This is a genomic window from Arthrobacter sp. BC5, assembly GCF_056680255.1.
On sequence record NZ_CM155273.1, the window covers coordinates 983,396 to 1,001,152 of the forward strand.

The window sequence follows — 17,757 nt, forward strand, 5'->3', positions numbered from 1 at the left end:
CCACACGGACGACCGGCCCATACCGTGCTCGGCGATCCGCTCGCCTGCACCTGGGACGGGGACGTGCTCACCCTGTCGAACGACGTCGGCGGCCTCACCTGCGGACGCACAGCGCCGACGCCCAGGATCGTGGAGCCCTGCACGGTGAGTGGTGCCGACGCCGACGGTCCCGAGGGAACGGTCGGCGCCGACACCGCGGATACGGGTCTCAACCTCACCGCGATCCCGGCTGATGGGGGACAACCGGGACAGCCAGTCTATGCCAGAGGCAGACAGGTCTGTCTACCATAGGATCAAGGAACCCGTGTCCGCCCCCGAGGAGCCCCCGATGGTCACTGCGAACAGAACACCGGTCAAAGATGCCCGAGAGCGGATCCTTGCGGCGTCCTACGACCTGTTCGTGGAGCGGGGCACCCGGGTGGTCGGCGTGAACGAGATCATCTCCGCTGCAGGCGTCGCCAAAGCGACCTTCTACAGTCATTTCCCGTCCAAGAATGATCTGGTCCTGGCGTTCTTCGAGCGCCGACGGCATCTGTTCACGCTCGGCTACCTCGCCGCGGAGTCCCAGCGCCGCGCAAGCACCCCCCGCGAGCAGCTGCTCGTGATCTTCGACATCTTCGACGAGTGGTTCCACGCCCCCGGCTTCACCGGATGCCCGTACATCCAGGCCCTGCTGGAAGTCGGCCCACACCACCCGATCGGCGCAGCGAGCGTGGCCTATCTCAACGACACACGTTCCAGCATCGAGGACGCTGCAACCGTCATGGGCCTGACCGACCCCCATGATTTCTCGTACTCCTGGATGGTCCTCCTGCAGGGAGCCATCGTCTCGGGTGCGGGGATAGATCCGGGCAGCGGACGAAGGATCAGGAAACTGGGTGAACACCTCATCACCCTTCACACTCCGGCCGATCCCCCGGCGGCAGCCACCACTGCCTGACCCGCCCGGGCCGCCCGACGTGAAAGGCACGGAACACCTCCCCTCTCGTCAGGCTCACCCGTCGCCGGGAGCGCCTCTGGCTGGATTGCTGGGTCACCTGTGAGGATGGGGTTGTGAGGATGGGGTTGTGAGACTTGATGTCGTGACGCTGCAGGTCGCTTTCGGTGTGATCGCACTGACCCTGCTCGTGTTGTTCTACGGCGTCAGCGTGCGGCGCAGCCACTCCACCTACAGCAAGTGGTGGTGCGCGGCGATCGCCTGCTTCCTCGCAGGGACCGGCCTCTACCTCCTGGATGGAACCGACCATCAGGTGTGGGCGAATCCAGCCGGCAACGCCCTGCTCGTGGCAGGGTCCACGTGCGTCTGGGCCGGGGCGCGGGTCCTGCGCACGGCAGCACCCAGACCCTGGCAACTCCTTGCGGCACCCGCCTTCACGGTGATCGCATCCGCCCTCGACAGCCCGGCGACCAATACCTGGTCCGCAGGAGGCACCCTCCTCGGCTGCATGGCGTTCTTCATCGGACTCGCCTCCATCGAGACCTGGCGGATCGACCCCGGCATCACGACCGCGCAGCGCCCGCTGGCGATAGCCTCGGGCGTCCTGGGGCTCTACTACCTGGGCAGGTGGCTGGCCTTCCTGGCAGCAGGGCCCCACTCCGAGGTCTTCGGCACCTACTTCGGTACGGTGCCGACGACCCTGCTGACCATGGTGCTGCTGATCATGGTCTCCTTCACCATGGCAACCCTCAGCACCGAACAGGCCCTGCGGGACCTCAGGGCACAGGCCAGCCACGATGAGCTGACCCAGGTGCTCAACCGCCGCGGCTTCCTCGACCTCGCCCATGCCGAAATCGGGCGCCTGCGGACCAGCGACACCCCCTGCACCCTGATCCTCGCCGACATGGACCACTTCAAACAGGTCAATGACACCCACGGCCATCCCGCCGGTGACACGGTGCTGCAGGCCGTGGCCGCGGCCTGCACTCGCTCCGCACGTTCCACCGATCTCGTCGGACGATACGGCGGGGAGGAGTTCGTCCTCCTCCTCCCCGGGGCGAACATGGACACCGCAGAACTGCTGACCGGCCTCATCAGCCGCACCCTGCGCTCCATGCAACCCACCTTCGACTTCGCGCTGCCCACCATCAGCTACGGAATCGCACCTTTGGCACCGGCAGGAGCGGACCGCATCGGTGCCGCAATAGCCGCCGCAGACACCGCCCTCTACGCCGCGAAGAACCTGGGCCGAGACCGCGCCAGCCGAGCTCGCCACTAGTGACGGCAGGCGGATGACGTGAGAAGCGCGCCCGGTGCGGATCAGCCTCGACCCGGCCTCCTGAGCGACACAGTTCACGCCGCCGGGAATACGAAGTAGGCTTACCGTGCTGGGGTCGATCAGCTACGGCTCGCACGAGGACGGAACGCGCCGTCATTCCAGCAGGTCTCACCGTCCACCGCAGCTGCACTGCAGATGCATCACTCGCGCACACAACTGGGAGAACAGTCATGACCACCGCAGACACGCCCCGCACGGGCACCCGCACCAACGTCCAGAAAGCAGCACTCGCCGTCGGCGCGGTGTTCCTGCTCGTCGGGCTCCTCGGTTTCATCCCCGGCATCACCAGCCAGTACGACCAGCTCAGCTTCGCCGGTCACGAGTCCGGAGCCCTGCTTCTCGGCCTGTTCCAGGTATCGGTCCTGCACAACATCGTCCACCTGCTCTTCGGTGTGGCCGGCGTCGTCATGGCCCGCACCATCAGCGGCGCCCGCTCCTACCTCCTGTACGGAGGCATCATCTACCTGGTCCTGTGGATCTACGGCCTGGTCATCGACCAGAACTCTGCCGGCAACTTCGTGCCCCTCAACGGTGCGGACAACTGGCTCCACTTCTTCCTCGGAGTCGGCATGATCGCCCTGGCACTGCTGCTCACCCGCGACCACAAGCGGAACACCGCACGCGTCTAACCCCTCCCCCTGCACCACGCAGGACAGGAGCGATGTCAGCAGGGCCCCGGACTTCTGAAGCCCGGGGCCCACCGACGTCGGATCGCGTCCACGAAAGGTAGAACCATGGATTCACCGCGCAGGTTCGACACGATCACCATCATCTTCAACCCGAACAGCACCGGGGACGCCCCCACGCTCGCCGAGGAACTGTCCGCCGAGCTCGTACCGGCCCTGCCGGACACGAACGTGGTCCTGCAGCCCACCGAGCACGCGGGGCACGCGATCGACCTGGCGCGCGACGCGGCGTCGGCCGGCAACGCCCTGATCGTGTCGGTCAGCGGGGACGGTGGCTACAACGAGGTGGTCAACGGCGTCATGTCCAGCGGCAGCGACGACGCCGTCTGCGCGGTCCTGGCCGCCGGCAACGCGAACGACCACAGCCGCGTCACCGGGCGCAAGCCTCTCGCCGAAGCGATCATCGAGGGCCAGGTGCGGCGGATCGACGTGCTGCGCATCAGCATCGGCCCGGCGGGCACGGACGCGGTGTACGCCCACTCCTACATCGGCTTCGGGCTGACGCCGGTCATGGCGATCGACCTGGAGAAGGGCAGCAAGGGCGCCATCAAGGAGATGTTCTCCGTGGCGCGCACCTTCCGCAAGTTCAAGCCCTTCGAGATCCGCCAGAGCGACGGCGAGCGCCGCGCCTTCGACAGCCTGGTGTTCGCCAACATCTCCCAGATGGCCAAGTACGCGACCCTCAGCGAGGCCGGTGACCAGCCCACCGACGGGAAGTTCGAGGTCATCACCTTTCCGCACATGGCCAAATGGCGGATCCTGCTCACCGCACTGCGCGCCACCACCCAGGGACTGGGCGATCAGCCGAGCTACGCCGAGTACCGGTTCTCGACCCTCAAGCCCATGCCCTACCAGCTCGACGGCGAAGTGAGATCCGTCGATGCCGCCACGGACATCACCATCGAGAGCGTTCCCCGGGCACTGTCCATCCTCGGCTGATCCCCCCTTCCGAAAGTACTCCGCACGCAGTGACCTCCATTCGCCCGGGCAGACGCCTGCCGTCCTTCCTCCGCGATATCGCCGTCCCGCGCCTGACCGACAGCGAGCAGGCCGCGGGCACAGCCCCCGTCTCCTGGAGCGACACGACGACGGTGCGGACGACCGTCCCTTCGCGGACGGGTGGCACCCTCGAGGTGTCCTGCCGGCTGCATTCCTCCCGCAGGGCGCCCTCCGGTGGCGCGGACCGGCCCGTCTTCGTGCTGGTGCACGGGATCGGGATGTCGCACCGCTACTTCGCCCGATTGCAGGCGGAACTGATCCCCTTCGGGGACACGGTCGTGCTCGACCTGCCCGGTTTCGGCGGCATGCCCCGGCCCGACGAACCGCTCGGCATCGCGGACTTCGCCGACGTGATCGCCCATGCGCTGCAGGGTGCCCGGCTCTCCTCGTGCATCGTGATCGGGCACTCGATGGGCGCCCAGTTCGTCACCGAGCTCGCCGTGGAGTATCCGGAGCTCGTCGCGGCGGTCGTGCTGATCGGGCCGGTCACGGACACCTCCCATCCGTCCGCCCGCCGGAATGCCGCGGTCCTCGCCCTGGACACCTTCCTGGAGCGGCCGGCCACGAACCTGCTGGTCGGCGCCGCCTACCTCCGGTGCGGGCTCCGCTGGTACCTCGCGGAGCTGCCCGTCATGCTGGAGTACCGCCTGGACGACCGGCTTGCCGCCGTGACCCAGCCGGTCCTGGTCCTCCGCGGCTCCCTGGATCCGATCGCGTCGCGCCGGTGGTGCCGGCGGCTCGCCCAGGTTGCCCGTGACGGCCGGGTCGTCGAGCTGTCCGGGCAGGCCCATGCCGTACACCGGGCGGGCGCACGCGCCGTCGCCGACGCCGTCCTGCAGCTGGTCGAGGGCCTGCCACGTCCACCCGCAGTCCCCGGACGGACTGCGGTCGGGACGGCCGGCAGGGTCGCGGACGAGGCACTGCCGCGCCTGCGCAGCATCACCGTGGGCGATCGCCAGTGCCGGGCCCACGTTCTGCAGTACCAGCGCGGACAGCACGGTGCCACGGGCGGAACGCCGGTGCAGGAGAAGCCGATCTTCGTGCTGGTGCACGGGATCGGCATGTCCCACCGCTACTTCCTGCGGCTCGGTGAGCAGCTGTCCCGCCATGGGACGGTTCTCGTGATCGACCTCCCGGGATCCGGCTGGACCCGGCGGCCGGCCCGCAAGCTCACCAACCCCGCCGGCGCCGAGATCCTCGCCGCCCTCCTGGACGATCTCGGGGTCTCGTCCTGCGTCGTGGCCGGGCACTCCATGGGGGCGCAGACAGCCACCGAACTGGCGATCCAGCGGCCAGACCTCGTGTCCCGGCTCGTCCTCATCGGTGCCGCGGTGGATGCGCGTCGGCGTACCGTCCCCGAGCAGGCGCTCACCCTGGGCCTGAATTCGATCCTCGAGAGACCGCTGCTGAACTCCGTCCAGTTCCTGGATGTGCTGCGGTGCGGTCCTCGCTGGTACGCGGCGCAGCTGGCCGTCGCCATGGCCTACGCCCTGGAGGAGCGCCTGCCCCTTGCCCGGCAACCGGTGCTCATCCTGCGCGGTTCCCGTGATCTGGTCGCGGGAACCCGCTGGTCACGCAGCCTTGCCGACGGCTCCCTGGACGGCGCCCTCGCGTCGATCGCGGGAGCGCCGCACGCCGTGCACCACCGCTCACCCTCCGCCGTCGCAGCCCGCATCGTCGCCTTCATCACCTAGACGGCATACGTCCGACGCAGTCGGCGACCTGCACAGCGAGCAGCGCGCCGGCTGGTGGGCGTGCACCGCGAGGTCCGGCGGACCGCGTTCCAGCACTCGGCACCGGTCCGCCGTGCGGGATGCGCCTGCGGAACGCCGTCGCGAATAGGGTGGGAGCATGGCTGAGCTGGGGGCAGTGCTGGAGGCGGACCGATTACTCGTGGGCTATGCGGGAGCCCCTGTCTGCGGCGAGCTCTCCGGCGTCGTCCGGTCCGGGGAGGTCCTCGCCGTGGTGGGTTTCAACGGCGCAGGCAAATCGACGGTGGTCAGGACGCTGGCCGGACGCCAGGCACCGCTGGCCGGGGAGGTGCGGGTCCATGCGCTGCCGGTGATGCCGGACTCCGTCCTCTTCCGCCGCCAGGTGGCCGCCATCTTCGACGAGGACGTCTTCTTTCCCTCGTTGACGGTGCGCGAGCACCTGCTGCTGGTGGCCCGGGGCCATTCGCTGACCTCGCCGGAGGACGCCGTCGACGCCGAGCTGGACTTCTTCGGGCTCTCGGAACGGTCCCACGCGGTTCCGGACGCCCTGTCCTCCGGGCAGCGACGGCGCCTGCTGCTGGCAGCCGGCTTCATCCGGCCGTCGTCGCTGCTCATCCTCGACGAGCCGGAGCAGCGCCTGGACCCGGTCATGCGGGACGCGCTGGCGCACCGGATCCAGCAGCGGGCCGGCGCCGGCAGTGCGGTGGTACTGGTCACGCATGACCCCCGGCTGCTCGTGCGGACCGCGACAGCGTGCCTCGTGATCGACGAGACCGTCGAGCTCGTCGGCACCCAGCGGGCGGCCGACATCATCGCCGGGTCCTGACGTGACCCGGACGGCGGCAGGACCAGAAGTGCCCGACGGCGGCACGCTCGGCCTCGCCCGGGACGTCGTCGGCCACACCCGGCGGTCGACCCGCCGGTACAACAGGGCGCGTTCCTCGGTCCGCGACCTCTTCATCGACGTGTATTCGAACGTCCTGGCGTTGGGCTGCGTGCTGATGATGGCGGGGTCACTCGTCTTGGCCCTCCGTGAGGAGATCGCAGGGCGCAACCTGCGTGCGGGGAGCCTGACCGACGTGCGCTGGCAGGTGCTGCCGGCCGACGTCCTCTGGATGGTGCTGACGTATCTGGCCTGGGCCGGGATCCTCCTGGTAGCTCGCCGGCTCGGGCCCGTCACGGTGAGCCGTGCGGAGGGCGCCTGGTGGCTGCCACTGCCGATCGACCGGCGGCCGATGGTGCTGCCCGCCTTCCGCCGCCGCCTCGTGGCGGTCGGTGCCGCGGCGTCCATCGCCTACCTGCCCTTCAGCATCCTGACCGCCGTCGACCGGCCACCCCTGGCGCACGCGGGCGTCGCGGCGACGTTCGGTGGCGGGGCCGTCCTCGCCGTCGCCACCGCGGCGGTCCTCCAGCTGAACCCTGCCCGTTCCCGCTCCCTTCGCGCAGCGCTCCTCGTCGGGTCGATCCCCGTCGCCCTCTTCCTGCTCCTCGCACCGCCTGCAGGGTCCCTCGTCCTGGCCCTCACGGGGGCATCAGCTCTCGCCGCGTACGTCCTCTCCCGTTCCGGCGGTGTCCCGGGCGAGGAGCTGGAGCGCGGCGGAGCGGTCTCGGGTCACGTCGGGGCGTCCGTCTTCTTCCTCGACCTCAACGAGATGCGCAGGGCACTGGCAGCCGGGCCTCGTCCCGCCGCGACCGGACGGGGTTCGCGTTTTTACGCGAGGCCCACGCGCGGGGCGGCCGCCGCCGTCGTGCGGGCGGACGTCGCGGCTTTTCTTCGCCTCCAGCCCGCGCCCGTGGCTCCGCTGGTCTGGCTGGGCATCTGTATCGCCGTCGCGCTGATCACCCCCTCCCTTCCTGTTCCGCTGCAGCTCGGGGTGATCCTCATCGCCGGATGCGTCACGACGGCGGGGACCGGCACCGTAGCCCGGCGCACGGCCGTGATCCCGGAGCTCGACGCACTCCTGCCGGTCGCGCCCGCCCTGGTGCGGTCGAGCCGGATGCTCATGCCCTCCCTGGTCATGGCGACGTGGATGGTCCTCCTGACCGCAGCGTTCACGGTCCTCGGTGCGGGCCCGCCCTCGCTCGTCCTGCTCGGGGCACTGGCCGGTGTGGGCATGGGTGCCGGAGCCGTGCGTGCGGCGACCCGGCCCCGACGGACTGGACCACGCCGCCCGTGGAGACACCCTTCGGATCCGTGCCGCGGGACCAGGTGTCGTCCCTCCTGCGCGGCACGGACATGACGGTCCTGGCGATGATCCCGGCCCTGCTCTCGCTGTACCTGGGCGTGGTTCATCCCTGGCTGATCATTGCCCAGTGCGTCGCGACCGCGATAGCGGTCACCGTGCACGTCTCTGCGTCAGCCACCTCCTCCTGACCCGAGGAGGCCCCCGGGACTCAGGAGCGCGCCCGGCCCTGGCCCGCGCCGTCCAGGTCCGGCAGCTCCCGTCCGAGCCGCGTGATGAGGTCCCTGCTCTGTCCCCGGATCAGCTCGAGGTCCGTCCCTGCACCGCAGAGCACCATGGCGGCGTCGGCCACCTGCAGCGGCGATTGTACCGTCACCTGCCCGTCGGCCCGGAGGCTCACGAGGGATTCGACCAGGCGGAAGGCGAGTTCGCCGTGGTGCCGTGGATCGCCGTGCCACAGCGGCGCGGGGACCACGGCCGCGCCGAGCCGCCGGTACAGGCCCCGCAACTCCTCCCGGTCGGCGAGGAACGCGTGGAAGCGCTCATCCCGGGCCTCGGGCAGGTGGTAGAGGACCCCGATGTTCCACCGCCCGCTGCACAGCTGCGTCCCGTCGAACAGGGCCACGGCATGGAGCCGCGAGGCGGGAGAGACATCGTCATCGCCCGCAGCAGCGGATGCCGCCCGCGCGAAGGCCAGCCCTTCCGCGACCGTCCCGGCCAGGAGCGCCTCCAGGATGTCGTCCTTCGTGGCGAAGTGGTGGTAGAGCGAGGACTGGCGGATCCCGACGGCGTCCGCGATGGCGCGCGTCGAGGTGGTGGCGTAGCCCTGCGTGGTGAACAGTTCGGCGGCCGCATCGAGGATCTCCTCGCGGGCGGTGGCTCCTGGGCGGGTCGACTGGCGCGTGCGGGGACGTCCCGGTCCGGTGAGGGTCACGCCCTCATTGTTGCACCCGGCAGGGCGGCGTCCGACCGGCCGCTGACGCGCCGGAGGCCATGAAACACGGCCGTAACACGTACCTCACGAGCCTTTTACTTGGGTGAAACCCGGGCGGGACCTCGGATTGGAAAACTATCAAGTGACCGGTATTGCCGTGCACCCCACCGCACGCGCCGGTACCCGACCCGTTCGAACCACGGAGACCTCCGATGACAGTTCCCACCGCGACACCCACGGACGACGCCGACCTCACCGCCCTCGGCTATGAGCCCTCCCTGCACCGCAAGCTGGGCCGCTACGCGTCCTTCGCGGCGGGCTTCTCCTTCGTCTCCATCCTCACCACGATCTTCCAGCTCTTCGCCTTCGGCTACTCGTTCGCGGGGCCCGCGTTCTTCTGGACGTGGCCGATCGTCCTCGTGGGCCAGTTGCTCGTGGCACTGAACTTCGCAGAGCTCGCCGCCCGCTACCCGCTCTCGGGTGCCGTCTACCAGTGGGCTCGGCGTGTGGGCGGCGAGACCGTGGGCTGGTTCGCCGGCTGGTTCATGGCCGTGGCCCAGGTGGTCACGGCGGCCGCCGCGGCCATCGCCCTGCAGGTCGTGCTGCCGCAGCTGTGGAGCGGATTCCAGCTCGTGGGCGGCGACCCCGCCCTCAACACCGTCACGGGTGCCGCCAACGCCGTCGTCCTCGGGGCCGTCCTCCTGGTGGCCACCACCGTCATCAACGCGATGGGCGTCCGGCTCATGGCACACGTGAACTCGGTGGGCGTGACCTGCGAGATCGTCGGCGTCGTCGCCGTCGTCCTCGCCCTCATCACGGCGGCGCAGCGCGGACCCGACGTCGTGATGGACACCACCGCACTGCAGGGCTCGGACCTCGGCGCCGTGGGCGCGTTCCTCGTCTCCGGCCTCATGGCCGCCTACGTCATGGTGGGCTTCAACTCCGCCGGTGAACTCTCGGAGGAGACCCGGGACCCGCGGCGCACGGCCCCGCGCACCATCATCTCCGCGCTGGTGATCTCCGGGATCGGCGGGGCGCTCATGATCATCACCGCCCTCATGGCGGCGCCGAGCCTCGACGACGGACGGCTCGCCACCGAAGGGCTCCCCTACGTCCTGACCGCGGTCCTCGGCACGTTCTGGGGCAAGGTGCTGCTGGTCGACGTCGCCATCGCGATCTTCGTCTGCACCCTCGCCATCCAGACCGCCGGTTCGCGCCTGGTCTTCTCCATGGCCCGGGACGGCAGGCTTCCCGCCTCCGGCCTGCTCTCCACCGTCCACCCCCGCCGCGGCACCCCGATGTGGCCGTCCATCGCCATCGGCGCCCTCGCCGTCGGCGTCCTGGCCATCAACGTCGGGAACGCCGCCCTCTTCACCACGCTGACCAGCGTGTGCATCGTCATGGTGTACATCGCGTACCTGCTCGTCACCGTCCCGCAGCTTCTCAACCGGCTGCGCGGCGACTGGGACCGCGTGGGGCAGACCATGCCGTCCGGCCTCTTCTCCCTGGGCCGCTGGGGCCTGCCCGTGAACGTGCTCGCCGTCCTGTACGGCGCCGTCATGGTGGTCAACCTCGCCTGGCCCCGCCCCGAGGTGTACGACCCCGCCGGCGAGAACGGGATCCTCCTCTACTCCGCTCCCCTGATGGTCGCCGTGGTGCTGCTCGGAGGCCTCTGGATCCGCCGGAGCATCGCCGCCAAGGCCTCCTGACACGTCCCCCGCACGCACCACCGACAGGACCGACATGACACAGACCACCGACACCCCGGCCGGCACGGCCACCACGGCCGGAGCCCGGGCCCACGCCCGCAACCAGCACAGCCGGACGGCGGACACCATGCGCCACATCCCGGTGTCCACCGCGCCCTCCTCCCTCACGGACACCCTGCCCGACGGCGCCGCCGACCGCCTGGTCTGGTCGGAGACACTGGCCTTCGGCCGCTACACCACCCTGCAGTTGGCCCGCGGCACGCGGCTCCGGCTCACGGACACGGGTGACGCCTGCGTGCACACCCTCCTCTACCGGGCCGGTGCGCCGCACGAGCGCTTCAACGCCGCCGACACCGTCAAGGTCCCATGGCAGGCCTACCCCGGAACCGGGCACCCCCTCCTGTCCGACGCCGGGCGCGTCCTGGCCACGATCGTCGCGGACACCTCGGGCAGCCACGACGCCCTGACGGGCGCCACCACGCTGGCCGGGAACACGGCGCGGTACGGGGCCGGGACGGCGCACAGCACCTCGTCCGCCGCCCGCGAACTGCTGACCCTGGGAGCGCTGAAGAGCGGCCTCGGGCCGAGGGACGTCGCACCGTCCCTCACGCTCTTCAAGGGCATCCGCGTGGAGGCCGACGGCGGCATCCGCTTCACCGGCAGCGCCGGCCCCGGCACCTCCGTGGACCTGCTGCTGCAGGTGGACACCGTCGTCGTGCTGGCCAACACCGCGCACCCGCTGGACCCGCGCACCGAGTTCGCGGGCACCGCCGTCGGCATCGCCGCCTGGCGGGCCCCCGAGGAACTCTCCGCACTGGCCGAGGGCAGCCTGATCGGGCCGCTGGCACCCGAACACCTGCAGGCGCTGCACAACACCGAGCACGATCTCGCCGCAAGGAGCACCCGATGACCACCACCCTCCCGCAGCCTGCGGACAGCATCGCCCTCGCACCCGGCGCCGTCGTCCTGGACGAGTACGTCGAGGCGCGCGGGCCCTGGTCCGCCGTCGTCGCGGCCGGGGACGTCCTCACCATCGTGGACCTCGACGGCAACCAGGCGGTCGACTGCCTGCTCTACGCCGCCGCGGACACCACCGTCCGGTACTCCGCGCCGGTGACCATCGCGCAGCAGCGCTCCATCGTCCTCACCACCGGGTCCGTGCTCCGCGCCGACACCGGCCTCGCCCTCATGACGGTCGTGGCGGACGAGGTGGGCGTACACGACACCATCGGCGGCGCCTGCTCCCAGGAGTCGAACACCCTGCGGTACGGCCAGCACACGCGCGAGCAGCACGCCTGCGTGGAGAACTTCCTGATCGAGGGCTCCCGCTGGGGGCTCGGCAAGAGGGACCTCGTCTCCAACATCAACTGGTTCATGAACGTCCCGGTGGATCCCGACGGCGCCCTCGGGATCGTGGACGGTCTCTCCTCCCCGGGCAAGCGCGTGGCCCTCCGCGCCGAGGTGGACACCCTCGTGCTCGTCTCGAACTGCCCGCAGGTCAACAACCCCTGCAACGGCTTCGACCCCACGCCCGTCCGCATGATCGTCACACGCCCGGAGGACGCCGCATGAACCGCTTCGACACCCTGCTCGTGGCCAACCGCGGGGAGATCGCCTGCCGCATCATCGAATCGGCCCGGAAGCTCGGGCTGCGCACGGTCGCCGTCTTCTCCGAGGCGGACCGCGGCGCCCGCCACGTCCGGCTCGCCGACGAGGCCGTGCTCCTCGGCCCGGCACCGGCCAAGGAGTCCTACCTCCGCGTCGAGGCCCTGCTGGCAGCCGCGGCCTCCACCGGCGCCGGCGCCATCCACCCCGGCTACGGCTTCCTGTCCGAGGACGCCGACTTCGCGGAGGCCGTCGAGGCGGCAGGGCTCGTGTTCGTCGGCCCCACGCCCGAGCAGCTCCGCACCTTCGGCACCAAGCACACCGCCCGCGATGCCGCATCCGCCGCCGGCGTCCCCATGATCGCGGGGTCCGGCCTGCTCGACGGCGTCGAGGAGGCCCTCGCGGCCGGGGCGACCATCGGCTACCCGCTGATGCTCAAGGCGACCGGCGGCGGAGGCGGCATCGGCATGACCGTATGCCGCTCCGAGGAGGAACTCACCGAGAGCTTCCCCCGGGTGGCCCGCCTCGCCGGTGCCAGCTTCGGCACCGCCGGCGTCTTCGCCGAGCGCTACGTGGAGAATGCCCGCCACGTGGAGGTCCAGGTGTTCGGCGACGGCGAGGGCCGCGTGGTCAGCCTCGGCGACCGCGACTGCTCCCTGCAGCGCCGGCACCAGAAGGTCCTCGAGGAAGCGCCCGCGCCGGACCTGCCGGACGCCCTCCGCGAGGAACTGCACCGCAGTTCGAGGGCCCTGTGCGCGTCGCTCGGTTACCGCTCCGCCGGGACCGTGGAGTTCGTGTACGACGCCGTGCGTCAGGAGGCCTCCTTCCTCGAGGTCAACGCGCGCCTGCAGGTCGAACACCCCGTCACGGAGTCGATCACCGGCGTCGACCTCGTCGCGTGGATGCTCCGCCTCGCGCAGGGCGGACCCGACGCCGCGGCGGTCCTCGCCGGTGTCCCCGACAGCGTCCCCGTCTCCGGCCACGCCGTCGAGGCACGGGTCTACGCGGAGGACCCGGCGCGGGGCTTCCAGCCCAGCGCCGGCACGATCACCAATGCCGCCTACCCCGAGGCGGACTCCATCCGGGTGGATACCTGGGCCGAGACCGGCAGCGAGGTCTCCACCAACTACGATCCCCTCCTGGCGAAGATCATCACCTCCGGCAGCACCCGCGACGAGGCCTTCGACCGCCTTGCCGGAGCCCTCACCGGCACGCGGATCGACGGCATCGAAACGAACCTCGGCATGCTGCGTGCCGTCAGCACCCTCGACGTCGTCCGCGCGGCAGGCCACTCGACCAGCACGCTCGACACCGTGGGGGACCCGGAACCGCGCATCACGGTCGAACGGCCCGGACTTCAGACGAGCGTGCAGGACTGGCCGGGCCGCACCAACCTGTGGCAGGTGGGCGTCCCGCCGAGCGGCCCGATGGACGACCTCTCCTTCCGGCTCGGCAACCAGGCCCTCGGCAACCCGGAAGGCGCCCCGGGCCTCGAGTTCACGATGACCGGGCCCAGCCTGACCTTCTCGCACGAGACCACGCTGTGCGTGACCGGCGCGGACGTCCGCGTGACGGTGGACGGCGCCGACGTCGCCGCGTGGGAGCCGGTCACGGTTCCCGCCGGCGGAACGCTCGACGTCGGGACCGCGGAGGGTGCGGGCCTCCGCGGCTACATCCTGTTCGCCGGCGGTCTCGACATCCCGCTGTACCTCGGCAGCGCGTCCACGTTCACGCTCGGCCAGTTCGGCGGGCACGCCGGGCGCGTCCTGCGCACGGGCGACGTCCTGAGGACCGTGCGCGCCGCGTCGCCCGCGGGCACCGCAGGCCCGGTGGCGCTCGACGCCCGGCCCGCGCTCACCTCACGCTGGGAGCTCACCGTCGTGGAGGGCCCGCACGGCGCGCCGGAGTTCTTCCAGCGGGAGGACATCGACGAGCTCTTCGCCACCGACTACGAGGTGCACTTCAACTCCGCCCGCACCGGCGTCCGGCTCATCGGGCCCAAGCCCCGCTGGGGACGGAACGACGGCGGCGAGGCGGGCCTGCACCCCTCCAACATCCACGACACCGCCTACTCGGTGGGTGCGCTGGACTTCACGGGCGACACGCCCATCCTCCTTGGGCCGGACGGGCCCAGCCTCGGTGGGTTCGTCTGCCCGGTGACGGTCGTGACGGCGGATCGCTGGAAGCTCGGGCAACTCCGCCCGGGCGACACCGTCCGCTTCGTCCCGGTCCGGGCCGTCCAGGCACCCTCGCTGCGGGACCTCGGCCCCGGGCGGCAGCTCATCCTGCCGGACGCCCCGGAACTGCTGCCCGGCGGCAGCGCGTCCCTGCACCGGCAGTTGCTGCGCGGCGGGGACGGCGACGACGGCGTACTGGCCCGCGTCGCGGAGGAACCGGGCAGACCCACCGTGACCTACCGTCGCTCGGGCGACGACAACCTCCTCGTCGAGTACGGCGACATGGTCCTCGACCTCGGCCTCCGGGCGCGCGTGCACGCCCTGCACCAGGCCGTCGAGCAGCTGCGCCTTCCTGGCGTCGTCGACCTGACACCGGGAATCCGCAGCCTGCAGATCAAGGTGGACCCCTCCGTGCTGTCCACGCGCCGCCTGCTGGAGGTGGTGCAGGACGTCGAGGGCGCCCTGCCGGCCAGCTCGGAGCTCGTGGTGCCCAGCCGCTCCGTGCGCCTGCCCCTGTCCTGGGACGACCCGGCGACGCGCGAGGCGATCGAGCGGTACATGGCCGGGGTGCGCGACGACGCCCCGTGGTGCCCCTGGAACATCGAGTTCATCCGGCGCATCAACGGGCTGGACTCGGTGAACGACGTCTTCGACACCGTGTTCGGCGCCGAATACCTGGTCCTCGGCCTGGGCGACGTGTACCTCGGAGCACCCGTCGCCACACCCCTCGACCCGCGGCACCGCCTCGTCACCACCAAGTACAACCCCGCCCGGACGTGGACGCCGGAGAACGCCGTCGGCATCGGCGGCGCCTACATGTGCATCTACGGGATGGAGGGCCCCGGCGGCTACCAGTTCGTGGGGCGCACCACGCAGGTCTGGTCCCGCTACGCCGACACCGCGCCGTTCGAGCCGGGATCCCCGTGGCTCCTGCGGTTCTTCGACCGCATCTCCTGGTACCCCGTCAGCCCCGAGGAACTGCTGGACCTGCGCGCCGACATGGCGGCGGGCCGGGGGCGCGGCGTCGAGATCGAGGAGGGCACGTTCTCGCTCGCCGAGCACGAGCGCTTCCTCGCCGAGAACAGCGCATCCATCACCGAGTTCCGCGGCCGGCAGGCCGCAGCCTTCGCCGTCGAACGCCAGGCCTGGGCCGACGCCGGCGAGTTCGACCGCGCCGATGCCGCCACCGCCGTCGTCCCCGACTCCGAGGAACTGGTGGTGCCCGACGGCGCCACGCTGGTCTCCTCGCCCTTCGCCGCCAGCGTGTGGAAGGTGGACGTGGCTGCGGGGGACGCAGTGGTGAAGGGACAGCCCCTCGTCTCCCTCGAGGCCATGAAGATGGAGACCGTCCTCAGCGCTCCCTGCGACGGCCAGGTGCTGCAGGTGCTCCCCCTCGCGGGATCGCAGGTCGTTGCCGGCGAGGCCCTGGTGGTCCTCGGGGCTTCCTCCGGGACGGAGCCCGCACCGGGACAGGATCCCGCATCACGAGCACCAGAAGAGGTGGCTGCATGAACGCCCTGGCAACCGACCGCGTACGCGCGGCGCTCGCGGCGATCGACGCCGTCGACCGCCCCGAGATCTGGGTGACCCTCCGCTCGGCCGAGGACCTCCTCGCCGATGCCGCCGACGTCGACGCGCGGGCCGGCGGGGGCGAGGATCTTCCCCTCGCGGGCCTCCTCCTCGCCGTGAAGAACAATGTGGATGTGGCGGGCATCCCCACCACGGCGGCCTGCCCGGGCTTCTCCTACCTTCCGGGGCAGGACGCCGAAGCGGTACGCCGCCTGCGGGCGGCGGGCGCCGTCGTCCTGGGTGCCACCAACCTGGACCAGTTCGCCACCGGACTCGTGGGGACGCGCAGCCCCCACGGAGCCGTGCGTGATGCCCGCCGGCCAGAGTACATTTCGGGCGGATCCAGCTCCGGGTCGGCCGTCGCCGTGGCCCTGGGGCTCGCGGACATCGCCATCGGCACCGACACCGCCGGCTCCGGGCGGATCCCGGCGGGACTGCAGGGGATCGTGGGGATCAAGCCCACGCTGCACGTCGTCTCCACCGACGGCGTGGTGCCGGCCTGCCGTTCCTGGGACGCGGTGACCATCCTGGCGCGGGACCTCTCCCTGGCGGAACGCGCGATGGGCGTGATGGCGGGAGACTCGCGTGCCTGGCCCTCGGACGTGCGCCTGGCGGCCCCGGCCCGGCCCCGCGTCGCCTACCCCGCCGAGCTGCCCGAGCTCTCCCCCGCGTGGGCCGCGGAGTTCGGCCGGCAGATCGCCCGGCTCGAGGCGTCCGGCGTCGACGTCGAGCCCCTGGCGATCGACGGATTCCTGCAGGCCGCGCGCCTGCTCTACGACGGCGCCCTCGTCGCGGAGCGCTATGCCGCTGTGGGTGCCTTCGTCGACGGTGCCGTGGCGGACGGCAACCCCGCGGGCCTCGATCCCACCGTCGCCGGGATCATCGGCCGTGCGGGATCGCTGTCCGCGCACCAGTACGTGACGGACACCGCCCGGCTGGCCGCCCTCGAGCGGAACGCGCTCGCGCAGCTCGAGGGTTTCGATGCCCTGCTGGTGCCCACGGCCCCCCTGCACCCCCTCCTCGCCGACGTCGCCGCGGACCCGGTCGGCGTCAACTCGCGCATGGGCACGTACACGAATTTCTGCAACCTCTTCGACCTGTGCGCGGTCGCCGTGCCGGCGGGTGAGGTCGAGGGAGCCCAGTTCGGCGTGACCGTCGTCGGGCGCACCTTCGACGACGCCGTCGTGGCGGACATCGCCCGCCGCATCGAATCCGCTCCTGCCCCTCCCGCGCTCTTCGCCGCGGGAGCCGCCGGCCGCGCCAAGGCCGCCCGGCCGTGGCCCCTCGCTGCCGGTGCCTCCGGCGTCCCGCTGGTCGTGGTCGGGGCGCACCGCCGCGGCCAGGTACTCGCACGGGAACTCGAGCACCTCGGCGCGTGGTGGGACGGCCCGGTCCGGACGGCGGCCCGCTACCGCATGGTGGCGCTGGACACCCAGCCACCGAAACCGGGCGTGTACCGCTCGGACGACGGCGCGGAACTCGTCGCCGAGCGGTGGATCCTCTCCGAAGCGGCGCTCGGGCGTTTCCTCGCCGCGCTGCCCGAGCCCATGCTGCTCGGCTCCGTCCTGCTCGAGGACGGCACGGCCGCCGTCGGTTTCGCGTGCGACGCCGTCGCCGCCGCCGCGGGCAGGGACATCACGCACTACGGCGACTGGCTCGCCGCGACGGCCGGGCACCCGCCCGGGCGGGACGACTCCGGACGGGACGGTCCAGGTCAGGAAGCCGCGGGACGGCGTTCCCATGGCGCCGTCCGCGACTTCCTGGTGACGGCTCTCTCGCGGGGCACCCATGCGGACAGCGGGCGCCAGCAGCCATGGTGACTCGTCCGGAGGCGACCGGGGCCGGTTGGTGGCGGAGGCTCGGGGAACGGTTGCAGGTGCGGCCGGCGATGGACAGCGCCGAGGGGG

The 17,757-nt window shown here is 71.3% G+C and carries 14 protein-coding genes; 13 read left to right on the plus strand and 1 reads right to left on the minus strand.

Going from position 1 to position 17,757, the window contains the following annotated elements; genetic code table 11:
* The first annotated feature begins 328 nt into the window (after positions 1-328).
* The 8 genes from AC1MFI_RS04385 to AC1MFI_RS04420 all read left to right on the plus strand — a co-directional run bounded on the left by AC1MFI_RS04385 (position 329) and on the right by AC1MFI_RS04420 (position 8,047).
* Positions 329-940, plus strand: a complete 612-nt coding sequence (locus tag AC1MFI_RS04385) for a TetR/AcrR family transcriptional regulator (RefSeq protein WP_479819918.1) — start codon at positions 329-331, stop codon at positions 938-940.
* Between the two features lie 127 nt (positions 941-1,067).
* Positions 1,068-2,216, plus strand: a complete 1,149-nt coding sequence (locus AC1MFI_RS04390) for a GGDEF domain-containing protein (RefSeq protein ID WP_479819919.1) — start codon at positions 1,068-1,070, stop codon at positions 2,214-2,216.
* A gap of 230 nt (positions 2,217-2,446) precedes the next feature.
* Positions 2,447-2,905 (plus strand): DUF4383 domain-containing protein, encoded by a 459-nt coding sequence (locus AC1MFI_RS04395; RefSeq protein ID WP_479819920.1) that lies wholly within the window; start codon positions 2,447-2,449, stop codon positions 2,903-2,905.
* 105 nt (positions 2,906-3,010) lie between these two features.
* Positions 3,011-3,901 carry a diacylglycerol/lipid kinase family protein gene (locus AC1MFI_RS04400; protein WP_479819921.1) on the plus strand — a complete coding sequence of 297 codons (891 nt, stop codon included), beginning with the start codon at positions 3,011-3,013 and terminating at the stop codon, positions 3,899-3,901.
* A gap of 29 nt (positions 3,902-3,930) precedes the next feature.
* Positions 3,931-5,655 (plus strand): alpha/beta fold hydrolase, encoded by a 1,725-nt coding sequence (locus AC1MFI_RS04405; protein ID WP_479819922.1) that lies wholly within the window; start codon positions 3,931-3,933, stop codon positions 5,653-5,655.
* Between the two features lie 157 nt (positions 5,656-5,812).
* Positions 5,813-6,499, plus strand: coding sequence for an ABC transporter ATP-binding protein (locus AC1MFI_RS04410; RefSeq protein WP_479819923.1), 687 nt, complete (start codon positions 5,813-5,815; stop codon positions 6,497-6,499).
* A 1-nt stretch (position 6,500) separates the two neighbouring features.
* Positions 6,501-7,913, plus strand: coding sequence for a DUF6297 family protein (locus AC1MFI_RS04415; RefSeq protein WP_479819924.1), 1,413 nt, complete (start codon positions 6,501-6,503; stop codon positions 7,911-7,913).
* Positions 7,868-8,047, plus strand: a complete 180-nt coding sequence (locus tag AC1MFI_RS04420; RefSeq protein ID WP_479819925.1) for a hypothetical protein — start codon at positions 7,868-7,870, stop codon at positions 8,045-8,047. The genes AC1MFI_RS04415 and AC1MFI_RS04420 overlap by 46 nt, the downstream gene beginning before the upstream one ends.
* Before the next feature lie 20 nt (positions 8,048-8,067).
* On the opposite strand, the gene AC1MFI_RS04425 is transcribed toward AC1MFI_RS04420, so the two are convergent.
* Positions 8,068-8,790, minus strand: coding sequence for a TetR/AcrR family transcriptional regulator (locus AC1MFI_RS04425; RefSeq protein WP_479819926.1), 723 nt, complete (start codon positions 8,788-8,790; stop codon positions 8,068-8,070).
* A gap of 212 nt (positions 8,791-9,002) precedes the next feature.
* Here AC1MFI_RS04425 and AC1MFI_RS04430 point away from each other — a divergent pair, with 212 nt between their 5' ends.
* Genes AC1MFI_RS04430 through atzF form a run of 5 tightly spaced genes read left to right on the plus strand, consistent with a single transcriptional unit; the run spans position 9,003 to position 17,670 of the window.
* Positions 9,003-10,499, plus strand: coding sequence for an amino acid permease (locus tag AC1MFI_RS04430; protein WP_479819927.1), 1,497 nt, complete (start codon positions 9,003-9,005; stop codon positions 10,497-10,499).
* A 34-nt stretch (positions 10,500-10,533) separates the two neighbouring features.
* A complete protein-coding gene (locus AC1MFI_RS04435; RefSeq protein WP_479819928.1) occupies positions 10,534-11,409 on the plus strand; it encodes an urea amidolyase associated protein UAAP1 in 876 nt (291 codons plus the stop codon).
* Positions 11,406-12,071: an urea amidolyase associated protein UAAP2 gene (locus AC1MFI_RS04440; protein ID WP_479819929.1), complete on the plus strand. Its 666-nt coding sequence runs from the start codon at positions 11,406-11,408 to the stop codon at positions 12,069-12,071. The genes AC1MFI_RS04435 and AC1MFI_RS04440 overlap by 4 nt, the downstream gene beginning before the upstream one ends.
* Positions 12,068-15,793 carry an urea carboxylase gene (gene uca, locus AC1MFI_RS04445; RefSeq protein ID WP_479819930.1) on the plus strand — a complete coding sequence of 1,242 codons (3,726 nt, stop codon included), beginning with the start codon at positions 12,068-12,070 and terminating at the stop codon, positions 15,791-15,793. Before AC1MFI_RS04440 ends, uca begins: the two co-directional genes overlap by 4 nt.
* Positions 15,790-17,670, plus strand: a complete 1,881-nt coding sequence (atzF, locus tag AC1MFI_RS04450; RefSeq protein WP_479819931.1) for an allophanate hydrolase — start codon at positions 15,790-15,792, stop codon at positions 17,668-17,670. Before uca ends, atzF begins: the two co-directional genes overlap by 4 nt.
* Positions 17,671-17,757: the final 87 nt, after the last annotated feature.